1 protein-coding gene is annotated in these 1,166 nt (G+C 37.8%); it reads right to left on the bottom strand.

What is annotated here, in order from left to right:
• Positions 1–416 precede the first annotated feature (416 nt).
• Positions 417–1,166: GGDEF domain-containing protein (locus ACFXN8_RS23675; RefSeq protein WP_386847937.1), on the bottom strand; the 750-nt coding region annotated here is incomplete at its 5' end.

Raw genomic sequence — 1,166 nt, forward strand, 5'->3', positions numbered from 1 at the left:
CGCTTCGCTTTCGCACAGATAAACATTTGTTGCTGTCGCTTCGCTTTCGCACAGATAAACATTTGTTGCTGTCGCTTCGCTTTCGCACAGATAAAACATTTGTTGCTGACGCTTCGCTTTCGCACAGATAAACATTTATTGCTGACGCTTCGCTTTCGCACAGAGCAAAGCTTCCTGTGGGCGTCCGATGATCCCCAAGGAGTCGCCCAGCCTCCACTCCAATCAACTAATATACATGGCATATGTTTTAACAAATGTCATCCATAACTTTGGTAATGAGCCAATAAAATGTAATAGGGCTTTTACTGGCGTTAACTTCAGACAAAAAAATCGCTCCAGTCCTATAACCGAATCCTAAGCATTCGAAATATTTGCTTGGACTCACTGTAATAGTAATGGAGCGAATGATTATAAAATTATTTTAAGTGGCTTTGGCTTCCTTCATCGGCAGCAGCTTCTTTATAACTTGTGTATTGGTCTTTACCAGCATTTTTCGATCGATATAATGCCTTATCTGCACGCTCAAATAAGCTTCTTTCTGACTCATCTGGATGACTGCAAATGGCACCGCCCATACTGACTGAAAGTACAGACCATTTATCAACAGAGATTTTATCCGCATACTTCAAGTGATGAATTTTCTCCAAAATAGAATGCGCTAATCTTTCCATATATTCATCTTTCGTATCATACAAAACAATGGCGAATTCATCTCCACCAAATCTAACAACAAAGCCATTTTTCCCTACTTCTTGTTTTAAAGTTCTGGCTGTTTCAATCAGGATCTTGTCACCTTCAACATGTCCAAATCGATCATTTACTTGTTTAAAATTATCTAAATCTAACAGCAATAAACCGGGTTGATTCGTCTTCCTTTTTCTTAATAAATTGCCCATTTTTCTAATATAGGTAGCACGATTATAAACATTCGTTAATGGATCATATGTTGCGAGATGAATCGTTTTGGAAAGGAGCTTGTTGATGACTAATAGCATGATGAAAGAAGTTACTAAGGCAATGCACAGTAACATTCGAAACTGCTTTGTATTTTTAGTTAGCGCTCTAATTTCTGTGAAATTACCGTATTTTACATATACAACTCTTTTAGAGGATTCCCCCCGAACCGCTTCTGCTTTATATGGTAAAAAACGATACCTTTCAATATA

Source organism: Lysinibacillus sp. NPDC059133 (assembly GCF_042755925.1).
GTDB lineage: Bacteria > Bacillota > Bacilli > Bacillales_A > Planococcaceae > Lysinibacillus.